Origin of the sequence: Marinobacter sp. (assembly GCF_040904845.1) — a bacterium.
Taxonomy (GTDB): Bacteria; Pseudomonadota; Gammaproteobacteria; order Pseudomonadales; family Oleiphilaceae; genus Marinobacter.
Genome location: NZ_JBBDSR010000070.1, coordinates 74,533 through 91,458, shown reverse-complemented (window position 1 = coordinate 91,458; position 16,926 = coordinate 74,533). Strand labels below are relative to the sequence as shown.

Annotated in this window: 14 protein-coding genes; 5 read left to right on the top strand and 9 right to left on the bottom strand. The window is 59.7% G+C overall.

What is annotated here, in order from left to right; translation table 11 throughout:
• Positions 1-5: 5 nt before the first annotated feature.
• The 4 genes from WD429_RS09570 to WD429_RS09555 form a co-directional block, all read right to left on the bottom strand.
• Complete coding sequence (locus WD429_RS09570; protein WP_368421951.1) at positions 6-1,037, bottom strand: FecCD family ABC transporter permease; 1,032 nt, start codon at positions 1,035-1,037, stop codon at positions 6-8.
• Entirely contained in the window at positions 1,030-2,025 is a 996-nt protein-coding gene (locus WD429_RS09565; RefSeq protein ID WP_368421950.1) for a FecCD family ABC transporter permease, read from the bottom strand. The genes WD429_RS09570 and WD429_RS09565 overlap by 8 nt, the downstream gene beginning before the upstream one ends.
• Positions 2,022-2,984, bottom strand: a complete 963-nt coding sequence (locus WD429_RS09560; protein ID WP_368421949.1) for an ABC transporter substrate-binding protein — start codon at positions 2,982-2,984, stop codon at positions 2,022-2,024. The genes WD429_RS09565 and WD429_RS09560 overlap by 4 nt, the downstream gene beginning before the upstream one ends.
• Before the next feature lie 134 nt (positions 2,985-3,118).
• The gene (locus tag WD429_RS09555; RefSeq protein WP_368421948.1) at positions 3,119-3,655 is read right to left on the bottom strand and encodes a DUF2058 domain-containing protein; all 537 of its coding nucleotides are present in this window, start codon (positions 3,653-3,655) and stop codon (positions 3,119-3,121) included.
• Positions 3,656-3,761: 106 nt separating this feature from the next.
• On the opposite strand from WD429_RS09555, the gene dbpA reads away from it, so the two are divergent.
• The 4 genes from dbpA to WD429_RS09535 all read left to right on the top strand — a co-directional run bounded on the left by dbpA (position 3,762) and on the right by WD429_RS09535 (position 8,793).
• The gene (gene dbpA / locus WD429_RS09550; protein WP_368421947.1) at positions 3,762-5,135 is read left to right on the top strand and encodes an ATP-dependent RNA helicase DbpA; all 1,374 of its coding nucleotides are present in this window, start codon (positions 3,762-3,764) and stop codon (positions 5,133-5,135) included.
• Between the two features lie 223 nt (positions 5,136-5,358).
• Complete coding sequence (locus WD429_RS09545; protein ID WP_368421946.1) at positions 5,359-5,607, top strand: OadG family protein; 249 nt, start codon at positions 5,359-5,361, stop codon at positions 5,605-5,607.
• Between the two features lie 41 nt (positions 5,608-5,648).
• Positions 5,649-7,445 carry a sodium-extruding oxaloacetate decarboxylase subunit alpha gene (oadA, locus tag WD429_RS09540; protein ID WP_368421945.1) on the top strand — a complete coding sequence of 599 codons (1,797 nt, stop codon included), beginning with the start codon at positions 5,649-5,651 and terminating at the stop codon, positions 7,443-7,445.
• 13 nt (positions 7,446-7,458) lie between these two features.
• Complete coding sequence (locus WD429_RS09535) at positions 7,459-8,793, top strand: sodium ion-translocating decarboxylase subunit beta (RefSeq protein ID WP_368421944.1); 1,335 nt, start codon at positions 7,459-7,461, stop codon at positions 8,791-8,793.
• Between the two features lie 53 nt (positions 8,794-8,846).
• Here the strand turns inward: WD429_RS09535 and WD429_RS09530 are convergent, their stop codons facing one another.
• From WD429_RS09530 to imuA, 3 genes are read right to left on the bottom strand one after another with little or no spacing between them, the layout of a single operon-like run.
• On the bottom strand, positions 8,847-11,957 hold the full coding sequence (locus tag WD429_RS09530; protein WP_368421943.1) for an error-prone DNA polymerase: 3,111 nt from the start codon (positions 11,955-11,957) through the stop codon (positions 8,847-8,849).
• A 5-nt stretch (positions 11,958-11,962) separates the two neighbouring features.
• Positions 11,963-13,393, bottom strand: coding sequence for a DNA polymerase Y family protein (locus WD429_RS09525; RefSeq protein WP_368421942.1), 1,431 nt, complete (start codon positions 13,391-13,393; stop codon positions 11,963-11,965).
• 20 nt (positions 13,394-13,413) lie between these two features.
• Positions 13,414-14,094 (bottom strand): translesion DNA synthesis-associated protein ImuA, encoded by a 681-nt coding sequence (imuA, locus tag WD429_RS09520; RefSeq protein ID WP_368421941.1) that lies wholly within the window; start codon positions 14,092-14,094, stop codon positions 13,414-13,416.
• A 140-nt stretch (positions 14,095-14,234) separates the two neighbouring features.
• Here imuA and WD429_RS09515 point away from each other — a divergent pair, with 140 nt between their 5' ends.
• On the top strand, positions 14,235-14,576 hold the full coding sequence (locus tag WD429_RS09515; protein WP_368421940.1) for a 4a-hydroxytetrahydrobiopterin dehydratase: 342 nt from the start codon (positions 14,235-14,237) through the stop codon (positions 14,574-14,576).
• 24 nt (positions 14,577-14,600) lie between these two features.
• Here WD429_RS09515 and WD429_RS09510 read toward each other — a convergent pair whose 3' ends face one another.
• On the bottom strand, positions 14,601-15,545 hold the full coding sequence (locus WD429_RS09510; RefSeq protein WP_368421939.1) for an aldo/keto reductase: 945 nt from the start codon (positions 15,543-15,545) through the stop codon (positions 14,601-14,603).
• On the bottom strand, positions 15,542-16,861 hold the full coding sequence (locus WD429_RS09505; protein WP_368421938.1) for an NTP/NDP exchange transporter: 1,320 nt from the start codon (positions 16,859-16,861) through the stop codon (positions 15,542-15,544). The genes WD429_RS09510 and WD429_RS09505 overlap by 4 nt, the downstream gene beginning before the upstream one ends.
• Positions 16,862-16,926: the final 65 nt, after the last annotated feature.

Sequence of the window (16,926 nt, the reverse complement as noted above, 5' to 3'; positions counted from 1 at the left end):
CCTGATCAGTATCGCTGACGGAACAGCAGATAGATAAAAAAGGGTGCGCCGATGGCGGATACGAAAATACCCGCAGGCAGGTCCAGCGGCACAAACACAGTGCGGCCGATCAGGTCGGCGATCATCACCAGCAGACCACCGATGATCGCCGCCACCGGGGCCAGGCCGGAAAAGTGCCGGTCCACCAGCTTACGGGCAATGTGCGGAGCAATCAGCCCGACAAATCCGATGGCACCGGCATAGGCCACGGCGGAACCTGCCAGCGCCACCGCCAGCAATAGCAATAACATCCGGCTGCGCTGTACCGCCAGCCCCAGACCGCTGGCTACGGTGTCGCCGAACTCCTGCAGGTCGATGGCACCGGCGCGGGTCAGGGCCAGCGGCAGCAGCACCAATACCCAGGGGGCCAGGGCACGGACATCATCCCAGTCGGACCCGTAAACACTGCCAGTCAGCCAGACGTAGGCGGTCATGGTGGTGGTGATCGGGCTGAGAGTGATCATCAGGGTGGTGGCCGCACCCATGGCGGCGGACAGGCCGATGCCGATCAGTACCAGTCGGACCGGCGTGACCCCCTGTCGCCAAGCCAATAGATAGATGGCTAACGCGGCAACCATGGCACCGGCGATGGCCACAACGGGCAGCCAGTGAATGCCAAGATAGGGGGTTAGGAATGACAGGAATGCCACCGCAGCAACCGAGGCCCCGCCGCTGATGCCAATGATGTCTGGCGACGCCAGCGGGTTGCGCACCAGTGCCTGCAGGATCAGCCCGGAGACGCCTAAAGCGGCTCCCACCAGGAACGCCATAACCACTCTGGGGAGTCGCAGGGTGTCGATAATAAAACCGTAAGGGCCGGCGGAGTCGCCCAGCAGGGCCTCTATCACAGTGACTGGCGAAATGAGCACGGTACCGATGGACAGTGACAGTATCGTCAGGGCCAGGCAGGCTAATGCGAGCAGGGTGGTGACTGCCAGAGTGCGAGGGTTGATGGCCACAGATACCGGGCCGGCGACCAGGCGGCGACGCTTATCCATGGCGTAGCCCTCGTCGTGCCAGGTGAATAAAGAAGGGGGTGCCGATCAGCGCTGTCATCACACCCACGGGAATTTCCTGGGGCATGATGACAAGGCGCGCCACCACGTCTGCGAGCAGTAGCAGGCTGGCACCGAACACCGCGCAGCCCGGGATGATCCAGCGATGATCCCGGCCAAGCCAGCTCCGTACCATGTGAGGCACAATCAGCCCTACAAAACCAACGTTCCCCGCCATCGCGACAGCACTACCAGCCAGACACACGGTTAACACGCCCAGTGTGGCCTTCAGCCTGGCTACGTTCTGCCCCAGCCCGCGGGCGATGTCATCGCCGGACATCAGCAGGTTCATGTGGCGTCCTAGCAGCAGGCACAGGGCCAGCGACGGTAACACCAGGGGCAGGGTGGGCCATACGGTGTCCAGGCTGCGCCCGGATACCGAACCGGCGAGCCAGAACAGCACGCTGTCCAGCCCTTCCTGATTGGTCACCAATAAAGCCTGGGTGAAGGACACAAACAGCGCGGTGATCGCGGCACCGGCCAGCACCAGCCGCACCGGACCAGGTCCGTCGCGGCCCAGAGTGCCAAGGGTATAAACCAGCGTGCCGGCCACCGTCGCCCCGGCCAGCCCGATCCACAGAAGCTGGTCCATGGCGGATACCGCCAGCAGGGTGGTGGCCAGTACAATGGCGAACACAGCCCCGGCATTGACTCCGAAGATCGCGGGGGAGGCCAGTGGGTTGCGGGTAAGGGCCTGCATCAACGCCCCGGCGACGGCCAGCGACGCACCTACCAGGGTGGCAATCACCGCTCGTGGGAGACGGGAGCCGTATACAATCAGGTGGTGGGTGTTGGTGGCGTCAAAGTGAATCAGGGCCTCTATAACCGTGGTCAGAGGAATGGCTGTCTGGCCAAGGGCCAGGCTGGCGCTGAAGGCAGTCAGCATAAGCGCTAGCCCGAACAGCAGTCGGCTGGCCGGCGTGGTCATCATTCTTCGTCCAGGCCGAAGTGAGCGATCAACTGGTCCAGCATGCGATTAGCGCCCAGAATGCCGCCAGCCAGGCTCCAGTCCACCCGGTCCACGGCGTAGACCCGCTCTTCACGCACGGCGTCCAGGTTGTCCCACAGGGGGTGGTCGGTCCAGGCATCAAAGTTGTCCTGCACGGCCGTCTCGTCTTTCATGAAATAGAACACCACATCGGCATCGATGATCGGGATACTTTCCTTGGTGGTGAGCTTCAGAACCCACTGGTTCTTTGGATGTGCTGTCGGGCGGGTGAACCCCAGGCTGTGGAGGACGGAGCCTGCGTAACTGCTGTCCAGGTAGAGGCGCGCGTGATCGGCACGAATATTCAGCACCGTGGCGGACATCGGCCACTGCTCGCCAAGCGCGTCCCCTGCCTGTTGGCGAAAGTCCGTCAGCCGGTGCTCCCATGCTCTCCAAAGTGCCTGTGCCCGGGTTTCGCGATTCAGCGCCTGGCCCATCACTTTCAGGGTTTGGTGAACATCGAACACGGTATCAAGTGACACGGTGGGGGCGATTTGCGAGAGCTGATCGTAGATTTTTTCGTGGCGACGCTTGGAGGCAATAATCAGGTCAGGCTGAAGCAGGACGATGGCTTCCATGCTCGGTTGGGTTTCCAGCCCGACATGGGGTACGCCCTCCAAGGCAGTGTCCAGATAGTCGTAGTTGGCACCCTGTGCCCAGGCGTCCACCACACCGGCTGGGGTGATTCCCAGGGCCACGGCGGTGTCATTGGCACCCTGGAACAGCGTGACCACCCGTTTGGGCGTGCCGGTGATGCGGGTTGTGCCTTGGGCATGAGCCACCACCCGGCTGTCCTGACCGGCATGGGCGGTCGGGCTCAGTGAAAGGCACAGCACCCAAAGTGTCAGAAAGATGAGCCGACCGGACACGGCGGCGGAGGTGATATACGGCGAGGAATGCATGGTGAAACCCTGAAATTTGCCGTAATGATATAGATTATTATTTATATTAACAAATGGCCGGTTCTCGCCCAATCAGAATGGGTGTGTGGCGGTCAGTCCCGGGGAACCTGGGGCAGAACACCGGGACTATAGAATTACCACATCAGATCATCCGGAATCTCATAACCCGCATAAGGGTCATCCTCGCCCACGTCATCCTTGTGCCGATCATGCAGCACGACAACGGCCGTTTCATCCCGCTCCTGGATTTTTCGTGCTACGCCTTCGGCCACTATCTCGTACTGGTCACTGACGAAAACAATGGCCAGACGCCCGCGGGAAAGCTGGTCAACCATGGCAGTGTCCACAAAGAGTTTCTTGATTTTCTGGTCGTGGACAAACTGATACGAGGTGTCGCCTCTGGAGCGGTCAAGCCGGTTGGTTTCCACCAGTTGACGAATCTGCGCCTGAACGGCTTTCTTGCTGGCCTCTTTCTGGCGCTCAAGGTTCAGTTGGCGGTCGTGCTCAGCCTTTTCTTCCCGCGTCTTGCGGGCGCGAATTTCAGACTCGCTGACCTGGGCCGTCCCTTTCGGTTGTTGCTTGCGTTGCTTCTTCTTTTCGTTGCGAATGGCCTTGGCTTTTTTCTCATCGGCAAGCCCGGCTTTCAGTAACTGATCCTGAAGTGATGCCATCGACGACTCCGTAAATAATGACTAACTCTGTTAAACTGGTGAGGTAGTATACGCGCACTCTCGACTCCGCCATAACCAGCGTTATTCATTTCAGGATTCTCTATTTATGTCTTCCTTTAATCAGCTCGGTCTGTCTCAGGCCATGATCTCCAATCTTGAGCAACTGGGATTCAAGCAGCCCACGCCCATTCAGGCCAGGGCACTGCCGGCGGCGATGGCTGGGAAGGATGTGATCGCCATGGCGCAAACAGGCAGCGGTAAAACCGCGGCCTTTGGTATCGGGCTGATTGAAAAACTCAGGCCGAAACAGTTTTCGGTTCAGGCACTGGTGTTGTGTCCGACCAGGGAACTTGCCGATCAGGTGGCAAAGGCGTTGCGGGAGCTGGCGCGGGCGAAAGCCAATGTGAAAGTGCTGTCGCTGTGTGGTGGTGTCTCCATTGGTCCGCAAATTGGTTCCCTGAGTCACGGTGCGCACGTTGTTGTTGGCACGCCGGGGCGCATTCAGGACCATCTCCGCAAGGGCACCCTGGTTCTTGACCGGTTGCAGACCCTGGTGCTGGATGAGGCCGACCGGATGCTGGACATGGGGTTCCAGGATGCGGTTGAGGATATTATCAGCCGGGCACCCTCGCAACGTCAGACCCTGATGTTCTCAGCGACCTGGCCCGGCAGTATCCGAACGCTCAGTGAGCGTTACCAGACTGGCGCAGTGGATATTCGGGTTGAAGGGCAGGTCGAAAAGCCTGACATTCGTGAAATATTCTACGAGATTGCTCCTGGGCATCAGGCAGACGCATTGGCCGCGGTGCTGTCTGAGCACCAGCCAGCCTCGTGCCTCGCTTTTTGCACCACCAAGCAGCAGTGCGACGAGCTGGCTGAGGCATTAGGGAATCGTGGGTTCTCGGCCTTGCCCCTCCATGGTGACCTGGAACAGCGCGAGCGAGACAGTGTACTGGTTCGGTTTGGCAATCAGAGTTGTTCGGTCCTGGTGGCAACGGATGTGGCGGCGCGGGGGCTGGATATCAAGTTATTACCGCTGGTGGTGAACGTAGAGCCCGCCAGGGACCCTGAAGTACACACCCACCGTGTCGGTCGAACGGGGCGTGCCGGCGAGGCTGGCCTGGCAGTCACGCTGTGCACTCCGTCCCAGGGGCACAAGATTTCCCGGTTGGAATCCCACCGTGGTGAAGAGGTCCAATGGGGTGATACAGAGCGCCTGCTGGCCAACCCCGACAAACCTGTGGCGCCGGCCATGCGCACGCTCTGTATTTCCGGTGGTCGCAAAGACAAGGTTCGCCCCGGTGATGTGCTGGGCGCGCTGACCGGTGAGGCCGGGCTGCCTGGCAAATCGGTTGGTAAGATCGATCTCTTTGAATTTCAATGCTTTGTAGCAGTAGATCGCGGCGTGGCTGGTGACGCACTGAGACGGCTGGAGGAAGGTAAGATCAAGGGGCGCAGACTGCGCGTTCGATATGCCTGAAGTTATACAGCACTGGGGTGGGCCTGCATTGTCATAACAGGCCGGCGGCCTCGGAAAGCGCGTATAGTAATTCCCATTTAGGTTGCTCGCCGAGTCCTAAAACGGTAAATTACGCGGGATTTTGCCTCCTGAATTGCAATGGACGGGCCGCAAACGTTAGTCGTAGCGCACGTTTCATGCAAATCGGGGAAATCAAATAACTCAATACAGGTAGCTGTTCGATATGAATGAGCTGATGTCACAAGCCGTCGAGCTGATGATTGCCGGCATGGGGTTCGTGTTCGTATTCCTGGTTATTCTGGTGTTCGCAACCGGTGCCATGTCGAAAATCATTGCGCGGTTTGCGCCAGAGCCGGCAACCCCGGCGAAAACACCACGTGCCAAGCCCAAGGCTCCGGCGTCGGTTGACCCCGACACTGCCGCAGCCATCAAAAAGGCGATTGCACAATTCCGGTCACGCCACAAGAAGTGATCCGGTAAAAGATTAGAACCTTTAAACAGAAGGCTGACACGATGACTGACACAAAGAAACCGCTGGGGATTACGGACGTTATCCTGCGTGACGCCCACCAGTCCCTGCTCGCCACCCGTATGCGGCTTGACGACATGCTGCCCATTGCCGAGAAACTCGACAAAGTCGGTTTCTGGTCATTGGAATCCTGGGGTGGAGCTACCTTTGACTCCTGCATCCGTTACCTGGGCGAAGACCCCTGGGAACGTATTCGCGAACTGAAAAAAGCCATGCCCAACACGCCGCAACAGATGCTGTTGCGTGGTCAGAACCTGTTGGGTTATCGCCATTACGCGGATGATGTCGTAGACCGTTTCTGTGAGCGTGCCGCCGAGAATGGCGTCGACGTGTTCCGTATTTTTGATGCGATGAACGATCCCCGTAACATGGATCGCGCCATCAAGGCCGTTCGTAAAACAGGCAAGCATGCCCAGGGCACCATCGCCTACACCACCAGCCCGGTACACACCATCGAGATGTGGGTAGAGCTGGCGAAAGAAGTTGCCGACATGGGCGCAGACTCCATTGCCATTAAAGACATGGCCGGTATCCTCAAGCCGTATGTGGCTTTCGATCTGGTCAGCCGTCTGAAGAAAGAACTGGATATCCCGATTCACATGCAGTGCCACGCTACCACTGGCATGTCCACCGCGACCGCCATCAAGGCGGCGGAAGCGGGTATCGATAACGTGGATACGGCCATTTCCTCCATGAGTATGACCTATGGTCACTCTCCCACCGAGGCGGTGGTTGCGATTCTGGAAGGTACTGACCGTGATACCGGTCTGGACCTGAACTTGCTGGAAGAAATTGCCAGCTACTTCCGGGAAGTTCGCAAGAAGTACGGAAAGTTTGAAGGCAGCCTCCGTGGTACCGATTCCCGTATCCTGATTGCTCAGGTGCCGGGTGGCATGTTGACCAACATGGAAAATCAGCTGCGTGAGCAGAACGCCAGTGACAAATTCGACCAGGTTCTGGAGGAGATCCCCAAGGTTCGCGAAGACCTCGGCTTCATCCCGCTGGTGACGCCGACTTCCCAAATCGTGGGTACCCAGGCGGTGCTGAACGTTCTGACCGGTGAGCGCTACAAGTCGATTTCCAAGGAAACCTCCGCGATTCTGAAAGGTGAGTACGGTGCTGCACCGGCACCGATGAACAAGGAATTGCAAGAGCGTGTTCTGGATGGCAAAGAAGTGGTTACCTGCCGCCCGGCGGATCTGATCGAGCCGGAAATGGACAAGCTGACTGACGAGCTGAAAAAACTGTCCGAAGAGAAGAGCTTCAAGCTGGCCGAGCAGGAAGTGGACGACGTTCTGACCTATGCCCTGTTCCCACAGATTGGCCTGAAGTTCCTCGAGAATCGTGGCAATCCGGATGCGTTTGAGCCAGTCCCGAGTGCAGAAGATGCCGGACCTGCCGCAGCACCGGCCAAGAAGGCTGATGGCCCTGAAACCTACACCGTTGACGTGAATGGCAAGCAGTATGTGGTTGCGGTTTCCGAAGGTGGCGAGGTTAGCCAGATTGAAGCCAAAGGTGGCGCGGCTGCGCCGGCGGCGTCTTCCGCACCGGCCCCTGCGGCTGGCGACGGTGAGCCGGTTCTGGCTCCGTTGGGCGGCAATATCTTCAAGGTGCTGGTTTCTCCGGGTGATGTCGTGGAGGAAGGCGATGTAATGATCATTCTCGAAGCCATGAAAATGGAAACCGAGGTGCGTGCATCCAAGGCCGGTACGATCGGCGAAGTCTTCATCAAGGTCGGTGATGCCGTCTCCCCTGATGATGAAATGCTGACAATCGCATAAGGGCCAGCATTCCATGGAAAAGTTAATGACACTCTGGACGGGTAGTGGCCTGTTCAATATAGAGATTGGCCAGGTGATCATGATCGCCGTTGGCTTTCTTCTTCTGTTCCTTGCGATTCGCAAGGGTTTTGAGCCTCTGCTGCTGGTGCCCATCGGGTTTGGCGGTATTCTGGCGAATATTCCGGAGGCGGGGCTTGCCCTGACTGCGGCGGAAAACGCGATCCACTTCGCCCTGAAAGCTGGGAGCACCGAGTTCCTTGCTGCGCTGGCAGCGCCGCTGGACGTGGCATACCAGGCCGGGCAGGCAGTAACGCCAGAGCTGAAAGACACCTTCAAGGAAGCGGTGAAAGAGGCCAGCTATTCCGACATGGCGATGGCAAACTCCATTGCCCAGGATGCCGGTTATGGCCATGGCATGCTGTATAACTTCTACTCGGTGATTATCGGCAGCACCATCGGGCCGCTGGTGATCTTCATGGGTGTGGGCGCGATGACGGATTTCGGTCCGCTGCTGGCCAACCCGAAGACCATGCTGCTGGGTGCTGCAGCCCAGTTCGGTATTTTCGGTACGGTATTGGGTGCGGCGCTGCTCGACTGGCTTGGCATCCTGGATTTCACCATCCTGGAAGCCGCGGCAATCGGTATCATCGGTGGCGCGGATGGCCCAACCTCCATCTACGTCTCCAGTGTACTGGCTCCGCACCTGCTGGGTGCCATCGCGGTGTCGGCCTACGCTTACATGGCGATGGTGCCGATGATCCAGCCGCCGATCATGAAAGCGCTGACCAGCCAGAAAGAGCGGGCCATCAAGATGTCCCAGCTTCGCCCGGTGAGCAAGAAAGAGAAGATCGTTTTCCCGCTGGTGGTTCTGATTGCGGTGGTTCTCTTCCTGCCGGATGCAGCTCCGCTGCTGGGTATGTTCTGCTTCGGTAACCTGCTGCGCGAATGTGGCGTGGTCGAGCGTCTGAGCGATACGGCCCAGAATGCGCTGATTAACATCACCACCATTTTCCTGGGTCTGTCGGTTGGCTCCAAGCTGATGGCGGATAAGTTCCTGGACGCCCAGACGCTGGGTATCCTGGGCCTGGGCATTGTGGCCTTTGGTGTGGGTACGGCGTGCGGTGTTTTGATGGCGAAGCTGATGAACCGCTTCACCAAGGAAGCTATCAACCCGCTGATCGGTTCTGCCGGTGTATCCGCGGTGCCAATGGCAGCACGGGTCTCCAACAAGGTAGGCCTTGAGGCCAACCCGCAGAACTTCCTGCTGATGCACGCGATGGGCCCGAACGTGGCCGGTGTTATCGGCTCTGCGGTTGCTGCAGGTGTGATGATCAAGCTTCTGAGCTGATCTCGCTCTTCCAGTACCAAAAACCCCGCCGGGCTTTTGCCTAGCGGGGTTTTTTAATGAAAATCCCGGGAGTTAATCGGTAATGAATGGATCAGGTGGCTGAGATCCGAAAGCTTCCCCGCCATCACATGAACCACTTCCCCCTCTCTTTCCAGCACGCCCTTCACATGCAGCAATCGTGCGGTCAATAATGGTTTCCGCTGCCGTCGTGCCGTTTCCAGCCAGACAATCACGTTGACGTTGCCGGTTTCATCCTCAAGGGTGACAAAGGTAACGCCAGAGGCGGTGCCGGGGCGTTGGCGACCGGTAACCAGGCCGGCGACCTGGACCGGGATGCCGGCTTTGGTGGTTTTGAGCTGTTCGGCACTGAGGCAGAATGTCAGGTGGCCCTGTTCCCTTAGCAGGGCGAGCGGGTGGCGTTGTAGGGTCAGGCCCTGACTGGCGTAATCGGCGAGAACGTTCTGGCCCTCCGTGGGCTCGGGCAGTTGCTCACAGGTGTCCGGTGTGTAGTCTTCATTGTCTTCGGCGGCAAAGAGTTCGGCCGGTTGTTCGTGGCCCAGCAATTGCCAGTAAGCCTGATGGCGGTTGGCGGTGAAGTCTGGCATGGCGTTGGCCCCCGCCAGCAGTTCCATGTCCCGTTGGTGGAGGTTGGCCAGGCGGCGGAGCTCGTTGCTGGAACGGAAACCCGGGGAAGGGCGGTTCTGGCACAGGCGGTCAGCGCCGCTGGCGGACAGACCCTGTATCAGTTTCAGCCCCAGGCGAAGGTGGCGGTCAGGGGTTTCCAGAGTGTGCTCCCAGTGGCTGTGATTCACATCCACGGGCAAGACGGTAACGTCGTGGCGGCGAGCATCCTGAACCAGTTGAGACGGAGAATAGAATCCCATCGGCTGACTGTTGAGCAGGGCGCAATAGAAGGCCGCCGGATAATGGCGCTTGATCCAGGCAGAGACATACACCAGCAGGGCAAAACTGGCGGAGTGGGACTCCGGGAAGCCATAGCCGCCAAACCCACAAATCTGTTGATACAGCCGCTCGGCGAAATCCGCGTCGTGGCCTCGGGCCAGCATGCCGTTGATGAGCTTGTCTCGAAACGGGCTGAGGTCGCCGTGGGATTTCCAGGCGGCCATGGCGCGCCGGAGTCGGTCGGCTTCGCCGGCGGTGAATCCGGCGGCCACCATCGCGAGTTTGATCGCCTGTTCCTGAAAAATAGGCACACCCAGCGTGCGCTCCAGCACGTTCTGTATCTCGGCGTTGGGGTACTCCACGGCTTCCAGGCCGTGTTTCCGGCGTAGGTAGGGGTGCACCATGTTCCCCTGGATGGGGCCGGGGCGGACGATGGCGACTTCGATCACCAGGTCGTAGAAGCAATCCGGCTTCAGTCGCGGCAACATGCTCATCTGGGCGCGGGACTCCACCTGGAAGACGCCGATGCTGTCCCCCTGTTGAAGCATCTCATAGGTAGGGCGGTCGTCGGCGGGGATATCGGGCATGCCAAAGGGTTGTCCGCGCTCTTCGCTGATCAGTTCCAGAGCCCTGCGGATGGCGGAGAGCATGCCCAGGGCGAGCACGTCTACCTTCATGAGTCCCAGACTTTCCAGGTCGTCCTTGTCCCACTGGATAACGGTTCGGTCGGTCATGGCGGCGTTCTCCACCGGGACCAGCTCGGCCAGGGGGCCGGCGCTGATGACAAAGCCACCGACATGCTGGGACAAGTGGCGGGGAAACCCCAGCAATGTGTTGACCAGGGTAAAGAACTGGTTCGCCACTTGCGGGTTACGGGTCAGGTGTTTGTCCAGGATCTGGTGGCGCCAGTCCGTGGCCCGGTCCCGCCAGTCAATGCCTTCCAGCAGTTGTTCCACCAGGGCCGGATCAAACCCCAGGGCTTTCCCGACATCACGGATGGCGCTTTTCGGGCGATAGCGGATGACGGTCGCGGCCAGGGCCGCCCGCTCGCGGCTATAGCGCCGGTAGATGTACTGGATAACCTCTTCCCGCCGTTCGTGCTCGAAGTCCACGTCGATGTCTGGCGGTTCGTCCCGGTCTTTGGATATAAAACGTTCAAAGAGCAATTCGGTGTGGGCGGGGTCAACCTCCGTGATGCCCAGGCAGTAGCATACCGCCGAGTTGGCTGCGGAGCCCCGGCCCTGGCAAAGAATGCCCTGTTGGCGGGCAAAGGCCACAATGTCATGAATGGTCAGGAAATAGTGCTCGTAACGCAGCTCCGAAATCAGCGCCAGCTCCTTGCGAATCAGGGCCTGGACGCTCAGGGGGGTGCCTTGGGGATAGCGGCGGCGTTCTCCCTGCCGGGTCAGTGCCTGTAGGTAAGCGGTGGCTGTTTTCTCTGCGGGGACCAGGTCCGAGGGGTATTCGTAGCGCAGGCTGCCGGGTTCAAAGGTGCACTGATCCGCGATAATCAGGCTTTCTTTCAGCCAGTGCTCGGGAAACAGGCGCTGCAGAACCGGCAGCGGCCGAAGGTAGCGTTCGCCATTCTGGAACAGGTGGTGGCCGGCGTTCTCCAGTGAAGTGTGGTGACGCAGGGCCGTGAGCACGTCCTGCAAAGGCTGGCGTTCACGGCTGTGCATGTGGACCTGTCCGGTGGCGGTAATCGGGCAGCGCAGGTCTGCGGCAAGCTGGCGCACCCTGGCCAGGTGTTGCTCTTCACCGGCTTCCAGAGTGCGGGTAGCCGCCAGCCTCAGGCGGTGTTCAAACAGTTGATGTAACCACTGGCCACAGCCCAGAGCGTTGTCATAAGCGGCGCAGCCAGGCGAAGGTGGTAACCACAAGCAGAGACAGTCGTCGAGGGCGTGATTTTCGAGGTCCTGGCAGAACAGCTGGTATTGACCCTTTTCCGCTCGCCGCCGGCCGGTGGTGATCAATTGGCATAGCTGACCATAGCCAGTCCGGGTGCGGGCCAGCAGGATAAAACGGGGGGTGGCACTGTTGGCCGGTGCGTTACTGAGTTCAAATTCGCTGCCGGTAATCAGCTTGACCGGGCTGTCCTTTAAGGCAATCCAGGCCCTTGGAATGCCGGCGACCGAGCAGGCATCGGTGATCGCCAGGGCCTGGTAACCCAGTTCGGCGGCCTGTTCCGCCAGTTCATGGGGGTGCGATGCGCCGGTGAGGAATGTGAAATTGCTCAGGCAATGAAGTTCGGCATAAGACATGGCAGCTACCCGAACCAGCCATGGATGAACCAGCCATCGCGAACATCCCGGAACACCCAGGCCAGTTGACCACTGGCCAGTTGGGCGATGTAGTAATCCCGGTGGACTCGATGGCCATCCCACCAGCCCCCGCTGATACGCTCCGGGCCGGCAAACCAGGTGTTGGGTGTTTCCTGCAGGGGGTGTGGGCTGTTCAGCAGCCATAAGGGCCGGTGGGGCTGATGGTTTGCCTGCCTGCTGGTGGCGTGTGCCCGGCGCTGGATGTCGGCAGCGGTCCAGGCATGTTCCGGGCGATGGTCAGCCTTGGGTGCCAGCTGTTGCAGGGCGCTGTCTCCGAGCCGGGCCTGTAGCCGGCTGATCAGGGTATGCCAGGCTTCGTTCAGGTCGGGGGTTTCTCCCAGCAGATCATGACCGGTACGGGCTTCCCGCCCCAGGAAGCGACTGACAGAAAGCGTCAGGGAGGTAACGGGTGCTTTCAGGGGGTGCTGCTCAAAGCGCAAACGAAGCAAATCCAGAAACGTCTCGGCCCGATGTTCCGGCCCCGAAGTGCGAATGCGCAGTCGCGTGGGCTCAAGATGGCGATGGTTCAGAACCAGCCGCAGGCTGTCGGTATCCTGCTGACGCCAGCACAGATCCTCCTCGAGCTCTCCCAGCAGGCGGCGCAAAGGAAACAGCAGCCCTTCGGAATGTTCAACATCCTGGACAAAATCTGCCTGTTGGCGAAAGTGATGGGGAGGCCGCCAGGGTTGTTGGGGGTCTGCCCGGCTGCCCTGAATTTTCTGCAGGTAAGCCAAAGTTTCCGGTGATAATCGACGGGCCAACTCCTTGGTCGGTAATGCCATGACCTCCCCCAGCCGCGACAGGCCCAGTCGGTTCAGGCGGGTAAGGGTGCGGCTGTCCAGTTCCATAGCACTCAGGGGCAGGCTGGAAAGCTGTTGCATCATAGGGCCCCTGTCGGCGGTACACTGGCCCTGGCCAGCACGGGCGCACAAGCGGGCGGCCAGGGGGGTTGGTCCGGTTGCCATCCAGGCGGTGAGCTGCCTTTGGGAGAGCGCCTGTTCGAACGTTTGCCATACGGCCGGCAGGCCGCCGTAGAGCTTTTGCAGGCTGCCAACCTCCACCAGTAACCCCTCCGGTGGGTAAGGGGTGATGTTGGCGGCATGGCGATACAGCCAGCGGGCCTGCTCCGCCAGAATGTGCTGTTCCCGGCTGGCATCAGCCCGGGCGATGATCAGTTCCGGTGCCAGGCTGAGGGCGGTTTTCAGGGGGGTGCCTGGTTGCACTCCCTGTGCCTGGGCTTCCGCACAGGCCTGGAGTACTCGCTGACCAGTGGCCTCCACAACCACCAGTGCCTCTGTGCCGTTCTCGTCGTTTTTTCTGGCGCGGCGAATATGGTCCAGCAAAAGGTGCGGAAAGTGCAGGTATACCCAGAGCATGATCGTGTGCCTTTGTTTTGTTAGCCGTCCAACCCGGTCCAGGGGCCCTGAACCACTGGGCCGGGCTCAGCGAATGACCGGTTTGCCATGGCAATGGTGCAGCGTTGTCCCGGCCAGCTTCCCCTGCGCTTCAGCACGTGGACTCGCAGTTCCTGGTGCTTTCCCGCGTCCAGTTCCAGCCTCAGGGCGGCGGGTGAGCTTTGCTCTGCCTGCTTGTGGCTGCGAAAGAGTATGCAGACGTTGCTGCCAGCTTCGGCGGCCAGCTGCAGCCGGCGAACATCCCGGGCCGCCAGTTTGCCGGGCCAGGCCAGAACCAGGCCGGTGACCGGAGATCGCAGGCAGTTTTCCAGAGTCCACAGCAGGTCACCGTTATCCTCGGTACGGACCATAACGACCTGCTCCAGGTCCACACCTTCTCGCGCCAGAGCAGGGGCATAGGGCGTGTGTGGCGGGTTCAGCCAGAACACCGTCTTGCCGGCGTGGGTCGTGCGCCGCATCAGTGGCAATACCAGTTGTAACTCACCAATGCCGGGAGCTTCCAGCAGGCACTCGCTCAGGGCTCCCCGGGGCCAGCCGAGACCGCCGAGGTGGTTGTCCAACACCTGGTAACCGGTTGGCTCTGCCGGTTGTCTGGCCGGGGTGTGACGGTTTCCCTGCCAGACCCGGGCATCCTGTATCAACGTGTTCAGAAGTTCGCTCATAACGGTGATCTTGGCCCTTAGTAAAATACTGTTTAAATATACAGTATTCTGAACCGGGCGGGAATTCAATAGCGGGCTTGATAATCTCGGGTTCGGCACCCACGCTTGTTATATGAGCCATCAATCAGGGAGAAAGGGCCATGAGTTCATTGACCGGACAATCCTGCGAAGCCTGCCGGGCGGATGCCCCGAAAATCGCAGAACAGGAGAAAATCAGCCTGTTGCGGGAAATTCCGGACTGGCAGACCGTCGAACTGGACGGCGAAGAGCAATTGCAGAAGGTGTTTAAATTCAGGAATTTTGCCGAGGCGCAGGCGTTTACCAACAAAGTCGGAGAGCTGGCTGAGGCCGAGGGCCATCATCCTGCGATTCTGCTGGAATGGGGCAAGGTGACCGTACGCTGGTGGACTCACAAGATCGGTGGCCTGCACAAAAATGATTTCATCATGGCGGCACGGACCGATGCGGCCTACGCGAACTGAGCGGGTAGGCCAGGGTGGTCGCCCTTACAGACTGGCGATGTGGCGGATCATCCTCTGACGCATCTCCTCATCGGGTAAAGCCCCCATGGCGGCTCCCATGTTGTCGGCCATGTGACGGGCCTTGCTGGTTGCCGGCGTTGCGGCGGTGACCACCGGGTGAGCAACCACAAACTTCAGGAAGAACTGCCCCCAGGAGTGAGCATCGAATTCCGCGGCCCAGGCCGGGACCTCCTTGCCTTTAACCTTGTCCCAGAGCCGGTTCCGGCCGAAGGGCGCGTACACCAGTACGCCGATGCCCTTATCCCTGGCCAGCGGTAGTATGCGTTCTTCCATCGTGAGATTGTCGATGGCGTAATCGATGCCAATGAAGTCGAGAGGTTCCCGCTCCATAATGCGTTCCAGGTCGTCATACTGCCGGGGGAACGTGGTGGTCACGCCGATGTGACGCACCCGTTGTTCTTCACGCAGCTCCTTGAGAATACCCAGTTGGGTCGGTACGTCGCCCAGATTATGAACCTGGATCAGATCGATAACCTCTTTGCCAATACGTTGGAAGGAGGCTTCGATCTGTTCCCGGGCAGCGTCAGCATCGGCCTCGCCACCACCAAATCCGGCAACGTTTACCTTGGTGGCCCAGAACAGTTCATCGGTAATGCCCAGTTCCCCCGCAATGTCCCCGGCCACAGCTTCCGACGCACCGTAGCTCGGGGCGGTATCAAAGACCGTGCCGCCTTTCTCGACCAGAGTTCTCAGAACGTCCCGGAGGGCATTCTGATCGTTGCTGCTGGCCACGCGGGAGAAGGTGGCAGAGCTGCCCAGTCCCACTACGGGCAGACGCTGTCCGGAGGAAGGAATGGTTCGGGTGATCAGCTCCAGCTGTTTGTTTTCCGCCCAGAGCAGGTCAGGTTTCAGGGCCAGCGTGGCACCGGCGGCGAGGGTGAGCTTGAGATAGTCCCTGCGGGAAATCATGGTGATATCCTCTGTTCCGTGGCGGCCCGTGGTTGCCCCGAGGTCGCGATTGACTGCTGTGTTCTGCCCAGCCAAAGCGCCAGTAAAGCCCACATCAACGCCAACGGAACCGCAACGCTGGCAATGGCAGCCAGCCCCATACCCAGGCGGCCAAGCAGACCTTCGACCTGAGCGCCCACCACATCACCACCACGGTAGACGAAGGTATCGATAAACGCCTTGGCTTTGTATTTGTCTTCCCGGCTGGCGACGGTATACAGCGTTTCCCGGGCCGGGCGCATGATGGCTCGCTGTACTGCACGGAATGAGGCTTCCAGGGTGATCAGCGCGGCCAGCGAGCCGACCATGGCCAGGCCGATAAAACCAAAGGCTGTTGTTAAAGGTAGCAGAGCCAGGGTGATATGCACGCCAAGGCGTTTCATCAGGTGGCCGGCCACCAGGGCCTGCATTACCAGCGTGGCGATCTGGGTGATCAGATCGATTCGGGCGAACAGAGTGGTTCTCTGATCCGTACTGTCGCCGAGTTCCGCAACCATTTGTAAGCGGGTGAAATAGATGAACGTGGCCATGATGGCCAGAATGATGACATAGGTGCCGATGCCCAACAGGTAGCGGGAGCGGAACACGGCCCGAAAACCCTCCCAGGCGCTGCCGCCAATCAGTTCCTCATCGTCCATGGCCGGCCGGTTATCGTGATCGCGCTGAGCCCGGTCGGGCTGGATATGAGTGATCGCCCAACAGATCAGCAGCGCCAGCACCAGGAACCCGGTGCTGACAAGAAGCAGGGCGGCTGTGCCCAGTGGCTCGGCCAGCATGGCTGTCAGCCAGGGCCCGAAGATGGCACCACAGGTGCCGCCCACCGCGATCACCCCGAAGAAGCGCTTGCCCTGATCCAGGGTGAAGCGATCCGCCATCAGCGCCCAGAACACCATGGTGATGAACAGGTTGAATACGCTGAACCAGACGTAGAATACCTGCCCGGTAGCGATGCCGATAACGCCGGGGGCCAGGGTCATGATCAGATAAAACCCGACCAGGCTGAGCCCGAAAAAAAGATAGGTGATGGTGATAAACGTCAGGCGGGGTAACCGGCTGACCAGTAATCCGAACACCGGATTGACCAGCAGGGTAATGACCGCTGTGCCGACAAACAGCCAGCGTACCGTTTCAATGCCGCCCTGTAGCCCAAGGGATTCGCGGGCAGGGCGCAGAACCATCAGGGCAGTGAGCACGCAAAAAAAGAAGAGTGCGGCTAGCAGAACCGGAAGGATCTCGTTGCGGTTGATGTTGAACAGCTTGGCAAACGGGTGGTCCATAAACAGATGCCGGGTTCAATTTTCGTTGAAACGCAGCTTTCAATTTAGACCATGGCGCGTGTTTG

Bases quoted from the DNA above. Each gene is read 5' to 3' on its own strand.
- WD429_RS09545 (WP_368421946.1), top strand. From the start codon at position 5,359: ATGAATGAGCTGATGTCACAAGCCGTCGAGCTGATGATTGCCGGCATG.
- WD429_RS09525 (WP_368421942.1), bottom strand. From the start codon at position 13,393: ATGCTCTGGGTATACCTGCACTTTCCGCACCTTTTGCTGGACCATATT.
- WD429_RS09535 (WP_368421944.1), top strand. From the start codon at position 7,459: ATGGAAAAGTTAATGACACTCTGGACGGGTAGTGGCCTGTTCAATATA.
- imuA (WP_368421941.1), bottom strand. From the start codon at position 14,094: ATGAGCGAACTTCTGAACACGTTGATACAGGATGCCCGGGTCTGGCAG.
- oadA (WP_368421945.1), top strand. From the start codon at position 5,649: ATGACTGACACAAAGAAACCGCTGGGGATTACGGACGTTATCCTGCGT.
- WD429_RS09515 (WP_368421940.1), top strand. From the start codon at position 14,235: ATGAGTTCATTGACCGGACAATCCTGCGAAGCCTGCCGGGCGGATGCC.
- dbpA (WP_368421947.1), top strand. From the start codon at position 3,762: ATGTCTTCCTTTAATCAGCTCGGTCTGTCTCAGGCCATGATCTCCAAT.
- WD429_RS09560 (WP_368421949.1), bottom strand. From the start codon at position 2,984: ATGCATTCCTCGCCGTATATCACCTCCGCCGCCGTGTCCGGTCGGCTC.
- WD429_RS09510 (WP_368421939.1), bottom strand. From the start codon at position 15,545: ATGATTTCCCGCAGGGACTATCTCAAGCTCACCCTCGCCGCCGGTGCC.
- WD429_RS09565 (WP_368421950.1), bottom strand. From the start codon at position 2,025: ATGATGACCACGCCGGCCAGCCGACTGCTGTTCGGGCTAGCGCTTATG.
- WD429_RS09570 (WP_368421951.1), bottom strand. From the start codon at position 1,037: ATGGATAAGCGTCGCCGCCTGGTCGCCGGCCCGGTATCTGTGGCCATC.
- WD429_RS09530 (WP_368421943.1), bottom strand. From the start codon at position 11,957: ATGTCTTATGCCGAACTTCATTGCCTGAGCAATTTCACATTCCTCACC.
- WD429_RS09505 (WP_368421938.1), bottom strand. From the start codon at position 16,861: ATGGACCACCCGTTTGCCAAGCTGTTCAACATCAACCGCAACGAGATC.
- WD429_RS09555 (WP_368421948.1), bottom strand. From the start codon at position 3,655: ATGGCATCACTTCAGGATCAGTTACTGAAAGCCGGGCTTGCCGATGAG.